General features: G+C 51.0%; 3 protein-coding genes. All 3 read right to left on the bottom strand.

The window, feature by feature from the left end; translation table 11 throughout:
- Nucleotides 1–602: hypothetical protein (locus OEM52_11990; GenBank protein MDK9700858.1), on the bottom strand; the 602-nt coding region annotated here is incomplete at its 3' end.
- 219 nt (nucleotides 603–821) lie between these two features.
- On the bottom strand, nucleotides 822–7,385 hold the full coding sequence (locus OEM52_11985) for a carboxypeptidase regulatory-like domain-containing protein (protein MDK9700857.1): 6,564 nt from the start codon (nucleotides 7,383–7,385) through the stop codon (nucleotides 822–824).
- A 300-nt stretch (nucleotides 7,386–7,685) separates the two neighbouring features.
- The coding region (locus tag OEM52_11980) for a hypothetical protein (protein ID MDK9700856.1) at nucleotides 7,686–7,928 on the bottom strand (243 nt) is incomplete at its 5' end.

Here is a 7,928-nt window from a genome sequence, read left to right as displayed (position 1 = left end):
ATGTACGCCGCCTCCGACGACGTATACAAATTCATATCACCGCAATACACGAAGTACGAATTCGCTGGCAATGCATTGGCATAATTACGGACAATTGTTGCCTCCCTTGCCCGTTGCGCTGCATTCGTGCTGCCGCTCGACGCTTTTAGATGCATCATGAACAAATAGAAATTGGAAGTGGAATCGTGTCCGACTGGTCTCAGTTTGTAGATGTTGATGTTACGCAATTCGGTGCAGAGGGTATCCTGTTCGAGAAACTGTAGCCGCGAGCTGCGGTAGAACAATCCAGCATCGGTATCGTAGCCATCAATAAACGGCGCATACTCCCAATCGGTGATACCAAAAACGTTGAGCGCTTGATTGTGAATCCGGGGCAATGCCGGAGCGGCAGTTATTTCGCCCAATACAAAAACATCAGCGTCGATTGCCTGCATCGTTTTCCGGAACAGCAGCGAACGTACAGAATCGGCACTACTCGATCCACCAAAATTGAGCACATTGTATGCACAAACGCGAACCGTATCCGCCGGTTGTGCATAGCCAAGTGTTGCGCACATCAAACATACTACCGCAATGATTTTTTTTGACCAACTCAATCGCACGATATTTCTTCCTTACAAATCTTGCGACAGTAAAGTACACATTTTAGAAACCTATTGCGTTATCCATAATCACAGAGGGCATGATAACAGAAGGGCGGACATTGCTGCCCGCCCTCCGGTTTCGCTGGTCAGACAAGAGTGTCTGACCTATTGTTTCGTCGGACAGGACTGTCCGACCTACGGTTGTTTTGGACAGACAAGAGTGTCTGTCCTACAGGATTACTTCACGAGCACCATCTTCTTCATCGACGTGAAGTTACCGCTTTCGATCCGGTAGAAGTAGACACCAGCCGCTAACGACTTCGCGTCGAACCGCACCGTGTGGTAACCAGCCGGTAGTACCTCATTCACCAAAGTACCGACTTCCTGACCAAGCATATTGTAGATGGTCATTTTCGCCAGACCGGAGTTCTTGAGATCGAACCGGATTTCCGTCGTTGGATTGAACGGGTTCGGATAGTTTTGATGCAACTTGTATTCATGCGGAAGTCCAGCAACTTCACCCGGCGCCGAAACGACTGTACTGGTGAACGGAATCACCAAAGTCGAACAAGCGTTGGTTTCAATGTGGATCTGCGCAGAGAATACCGCGCCAACCGGCGTTGTATCGGGCATCGTTACCTGTAAGAAGATTTCGGCGGAAGTATTCGGTGCAACTACACCGTTCGCCGGGTCGAGTAATGCCCATCGTTGCCAGCTGCCATTGGGACCGGTGAACGAAAGACCATAATTCGACCAACCCGCTGTCGGAGCTGCCGTATTGTAGCAGGCGATATAGTTGTTGTTCGTGCCGTCAGCATTTTGGATGCCAGCGGTTGCGGTAGAAGTGGACATCGTGTTATAGAAGATTACGATTGCACCATTCACGCCATGCAACTGCATCTGGAACTGTACCGGATCGTTGCCACCAAAGATGCGGCCGTCCCATTGAATGATGAAACGGTTGTTGGCTGCATCATAGTACTTCGTAACGGTTGTCACGAGGTCGCGCCAGTAAGCGGCGCATACACCCAATACGTTCGCATTCGGAATTGTTCCGCTTAAGAAGTTGGAACCGGTTGCATCGAACTGAATGTATCCATTCGAGCTAAACACGATACTGGTGTAAGCCGTTCCGTAATAATTGAACGAGAAACCGTCCATCGTAGATACCATGATCTGGTCGTCCATATTGACGATGACCTGTGTACCGATGGTAGAAATATCAGTGAAGCTTAACCACACCGGGAAGTTGCCTTCTACGTTATCCAATGCATTATAGCCAAATGCATCCGGACCCCATGTCATATCAATCGCCGGCGGATTCGCAGTATGGGATCGTTCCCACGCTTGATACTCCGCTTTTTGATCGGCACGGAAACCACCATTCGGCATTTCCACTGGGGCGGCAACCGACTTCGCAGAAGCACTACGTGCAATTGCCGGGGTAGTTACCCGCTGCCAGAGTTTCACATTTTCCGCCGGAACGGTCATTGTGTTGTCGGCAACGCTGTATTGAATGCGGGTTTCAAATTCGAGACTGTAGTCACCCGGATTCGAGAGAATGATTGTTTGCGAACGAGTTTCGCCAGCCGGCACCTGGAACTCAAGGGAGGTCACATCGGTGACTGCGCGCGGTTGATACAACGTATCGACAAAGTAGGTTGTATCATTCGGCAGAATCGAATCGGTATGAACGATTCGCGGCAGTAAACAATCTTTCCAAACATTAAGCGGCCAAGAGCGCGCCGGAACCACTAACTCCCAACGACCAGTGGCGTCGGTAGTAGCATTCCAGTTGCCAAACACGCTAACGCTGGCGCCTTCCACCGGTGCACCGCCACGACGATACACATGACCAATCGCGGTGCCCATCGTTTGCGGACCAGCCCAGAACCCAACCGCAGTACCGTCCATTGCGCCGGCATAACCCGGAGCTAACGCACCGTTGTAATACAATTGGATACCAACGGTACCATCGCCATTTTCAACGCCCGCGGCATAAGATAACGGGTTCGTTGAACCAACAGGAGCGCGCAAGTAGCTGATGATAACAGCGCCCGACGGCTCGAGAATTATTTGGAAACTTCCCGCGGAATCGACGCCATTCAAGAAGCGAAGGTTTTCACAGGAATAGATAAAGCGGCCGCCACTGTTGTAATACTTCACCTGACCTGCGTTCTGCGCATACAGGTCTGCTTGCACTGCACAAACGAGATTATTCGCGGCGGCAGTGTTCGGGATACCCGGGCTCCAGTATGGGGCAAAAGTTGTGTTGTCGAACGTAATGAAACCATTCGTCGAAATCACAACGTTTGTGAATGTATTGCCATAGAAGGTGAAGGGGAATCCAATCGCAACAGTCTGATATGAATCATCGCCGGTCGGACCGTTGTTAAATGTATCGGTCGGATACCAGATGAAATCGGTCGGCGACCAATAGTTCTGAACCGAACGGGTTGTTGTATTCGAGAAGTCGGATACGTTTGGCACTTCGTCGCGTGCTGCCACTTTATACGTATAAGCAACCCGCAGTTCGGGCGGCGTATCGGTATATGTGGTTGCTGTCGCGCCGGCAGTACCAACTAACGAATCGTTCCGGTAGATGTTGAAGCCTGCCAAGTCAACCAGCGGTGTACCGTCGGCATTGGTCGTCGGAGCAGTCCATGTAAGAATTATGTGTGTAACGCTATCGGAAGCGGCAGTCAAATCGGTCGGGGCAGCCGGACGCATGTTAAAGCGAACGGTGTCGCGAGCGGATGGCGCTGATTCCGTCGGAGCAGTGGTATAGGTTGCGGTGACGTGATAAATCGCGTCAGTGTTTTCCAATTGACTGGTTCGTACATCCATGTAGTTACGAGTCATTGAGTCGACGGTTGCAACTAAAGCGTTGTTGCGGTAAATGCGATAACCGTTCAACCAATCGACCGACGGTGGATTTTCGCGTTCGTCACCACGTGAATCAAGCGATAAGAAAACTTGACGCGGGGCGAACTCGCCCACGTTCCGATGTCCAACCCCTAAGGTTAGCGTAGATGCAACCTTGGCAGCCGGAACCGGTGCTGCGGTCATGTTCGGATAATCGACTTCAGCATTGTCGTGACGGAAGACGATTGGACGCGGTGCATTGTCGGCGCCACCATAGGTGAAACCGTTTGCCCGCATCATGTAGTCGCCCCATCCGCCGTAATCGGTGATTTCCCAACCAGTGGTCGTTTGACGCATATTCGCGCCCATGTAATCGATTTGGGCGTCCATTGCGATACCATCAGTATTACCAGTACCGAGGGTTCCTTGGGTCGTCGAACGAACGCCAAGATAGAAGTTGCCGGTATACTGTGCCATTTCAACTTCCATAATGCGCCATCCGCCGGTGTCGATCGGGCAAATCGCTTCCCAGATTGGGGGCAATTGTGGAAGATTGGTGAGAGGATCTTCGAGGAAGATACCATAGCCCATCAATTGTAGTTGTGCATTCGGCCACGGCCAGAAGGGATCGCCTTCATGGAGGAAGTAGCACATCATCGAAGTGATCGACCAACTGCCTTCCGGGGTAAATCGGGTACAATTCCAAATGTCGCCTGCCGGATTGTAAAATGCATTGGTTAATACGCCGGTATCCTTGTTCCATTCGGTTGGAATACCGTTGTCGCCGGGAGCATTCCAAGCAATACGGACGCGGTCGTCGTAGTTGCCGTTTGTGCGTAACTCCTGCGGCGGTGCATTGCCGATAGACTCTAACACAAAGTTCTGGGTTAACTCGCCATCTTGCGTAATGGTCACCGAAACGGTGTCATTTTGCCAACCAGTAGCGGTGGCAATCACCGAATAAACGCCAACTGGAACATTGATGAACGAGTAGTAACCCAACGTGTCGGTTTGAGCCGATCGTGCCAATCCAACAAACCGTACGGTGCCGCGAACGCCCGCAAAGGTTTCGTTGTTGGTAATGCGACCGCGCATATTACCGAACTGCATTGTGTTATCCGGTCGCGGATACGCCCACGCGATATTCGACATCCCGGAGAAGCCTTCGTTATATACTGCTTTTACGAAGTACTGATAACGATATCCATTCATCAAACCTTCGTCGATGAACGTGGTATCGGTTGCGCTCGGATTATAGGAAATCATCGTCGTATCGCCATAGACGCGATAGACGCGATACCCAATGACCGTGCCGGTGCCGGCTACGGGCGGCGCCCAGTGCAACGGAACCGAAGCGACTTGGCCGGTTACCGCTACCAGGTTTTGTGGCGGATTCAAGTTCGCCGTCTGGATTTGCATCGTTAACGTACGGGCGATCGTGTCGTTGTCATGCACCGAAAATGTATCGGTGGTTGTGACCTGATAGCCGGTGGCGAAAGCACGGAGACGATATAGTTCTGCCGGTACGCTTGAGAAAACAACCGCACCCTGTGTATTCGACAAAGTTTCCGCATTGATGCCAGTGGAATTCAACAACTGGACAATGGCACCGGATATCGGCGCGTTGGCAACTGTGCGAACATTCGCAGTGACTTGCGCCGAACCCAACGAATAACTAATTGCGAGGCTTGGCGTGGGCATCATCGGATAGTTCAAATAAATCGAACCCTGATCGTTTTGAATGCCACTCCAAGCGAAAGCCGGGGTACCAGTTTGGGGACCAAACTGCGTTACCACTTCACCACTCTGATACACAATCACTTGTGCGTCGATACCGAACGTACCGCCTAAGTAACGCAAGTTTGTATACGTAACAACCAATCGATTGGGACCGGTTAAGGTTTCATACTGTACGGTGGTTCCGGAAACTGACATATCATAATTCCAGAAATAGACACCGCCCGGGAACCCGGGAAATGGACCAGCCATCCAGTAACTGGAAGCATTACCAACAGCGCCAAATTGGATACGACCGTTGGTACCTGCCATCCACTGGGTATAAGGAACGCCATACCACGTAAAGGTGAATCCGATATCAAATGGGCCAGCAAATCCGTCGTCGGTGCTGTTCCATCCGGTCACGGTTGTGGCATTCGGCGAGGGGGTTATCCAGTTGAATACCGGCCCGCCGACGGCTTCCGAGTCCTTATAGCGATAACCGAACGCATCGGGACCGCCAACATGGACACTGTTCGTTGTTATCGAACTGATCGGGCCATTGGCTTCCGCACCGTCGCCATTCATGGCAACCGCCCGGAAGGAATAGCTTTGACCGGAAACTAAACCACTGACAACAGTTCCCGCCCAGGCAGCACGACCGCGGACTGCCGGTGTTACACCTAACAGACCGTCAGCCTGTACATACTGCTGGGTCGTGGTTTCAAAAATCTTGTAGGTTGCATTCGCTGAATTGCCATCGTCGGTAATCGACACGATTTGGATCGTGGTGTGACCGGCTCCTGCCATTCCGAGTGTGAGCATGCCTGCCGGATTCGGCAGTGTCCAACCGTTGCACAACGCGTACTGCAACGAAGTGCCTTCACCATTCATGGCATAGATGCGATAGAAGAATCGGTCAGCCGGCGTTAAACCGGTATTGACATAGGAAGTCGCATTTGCGGCTGCGGTCGTGAGTAACGAATAACCGCCGCCAACCCCTGCGCGATGAATTGGGAAGCCGGTTTCGTTATTCGAGTTATCAGTCCAGTTAACTTGTAAGGATGTCGTGGTCGCATTGCTGATCGTTCCATTGCTCGGAGCGTTGGGCGACATACCGGTGCCGGTTTGGAATGTCCAAGCGGGACCACTGACGGTGTTGCCACCTTCGCCACGGGATACGATCTGCCAATAATAAGTAGTACTTGCCGCTAACGTCGGAGTATACGTGAGTGTTGTCTGTTGCGAGGAAACCACCGTAACCGGGGGATTCACTGTTCCAAACAGAACGTCATAACTCACGGCACCGGGACCAGCAGTCCAACTCAGAGAAGTATTTGTTGGAACGCCGGTAGTTCCACTTTCCGGGATGGGATTGGAAGCCGCACCTAAGCGATAATACAAGACCGCACGGCCGGATGGTGGCAGAAAATCACTGGCATTAACATACCGGAGATAAATCGATCCCTGATAGTTTTGAATACCAGCAGTAACAATCGCCGGAGTACCGGATTGATTGCCGTATTGGACTAATACTTCGCCAGTCTGATATAAAATGACTTGTACACTGACGCGATTCGTAGCTGCCGAATATTGGGCAAGCGAATCGTAGGTCACAACCAATCGCGACGGATTGGTGAGGTTTTGATAGGTTACAGTCGTTCCGCCGTAACCACAGTGCATATCACGGCCCCATAGCCATACGCCAGCGGAGTCGCTGGTGTGCGGTAAATTCTGGGAGTAGGAATAGTTATATATGCCGCCGAACTGGATCATACCGTTCGAGCCGACATAAAAATCGGTGTAGGTGTTGCCGTAAAATGAGAAACTGAACCCGATAGGAAACGGTCCCATACTGTTGTCGTCAGTTAATCCAGTGATATTTGTTCCACCACCGGGTATCCAACTAAACACAGGACCATTGGTCTCTTGCGAGTCCATGAATCGATAACCAAACTCGTCCGGACCACCGACTAAATCGATGGTTGGGGGTTCAGTTGAGCGTTCACGTACCATCGATTGATACATCGAGTACGCGCGCTCTTTTTCAGCTGGTGATACTGCCTCTCCCTGAAGCATTCGTTCAGCAATGGCGCGCACTTGCGCATCCTTTGCAGCAACGAGCTCATTTTGCGTAGCCGCCATAGCCAGACCGGCAAACAGCAATAACGCAACAGTGAGGCCGAACCACAGCTTGCTTGACAAGCGAGTTCTTTGCATGCGATAACCTCCGATAAAATTCAACATTGACACATCGAATGAATGGTCACAGCCTAACGACGCGGAGACTGTGATGCCTTTTGGTAAAAAAGTGAAGTACAAAACTACGAGTCCACGGCAAGGAGCATTACAAACCCTTCCCTACGAAAAAGCACCGCAGGTCATACCATAGCTCAGTGGAAGATAGAGCGCAATTCCTATGGTTTCAAGCGGATTGGACTGTTTTAAAAAGTTTTTTCCTGTGCGGGGGAACACGAAATAGAAAGCGCCGGCAAACTTAATTACCGGCGCGTTCAAGGATTATTTCCAATCTGCGATAAATACATTCGTTTCGTGGGGATGGGAGCCGTTTCTATTGGAACAAAACACAAGATGTTTCCCATCAGGGGAGGGCATCGGGAAGCCATCAAAACCGTCGAATATGGTAATTCGTTCGGTTTTGTCGGGATTTTTGGTGTCAATTTGGTAAAGCTCAAAATTACGCCCACTTGGATCATCCAAATTTGATACAAAAAGGATGTGGCGATTATCCCGCATCAAACC

The organism is bacterium (genome assembly GCA_030247525.1).
Classification (GTDB): domain Bacteria; phylum Electryoneota; class JAOADG01; order JAOADG01; family JAOADG01; genus JAOTSC01.
Note: the sequence above shows the minus strand (reverse complement) of the source record. Positions and strands in the feature narration are given on the sequence as shown.

Bases quoted from the DNA above. Each gene is read 5' to 3' on its own strand.
- OEM52_11985 (MDK9700857.1), bottom strand. From the start codon at position 7,385: ATGCAAAGAACTCGCTTGTCAAGCAAGCTGTGGTTCGGCCTCACTGTT.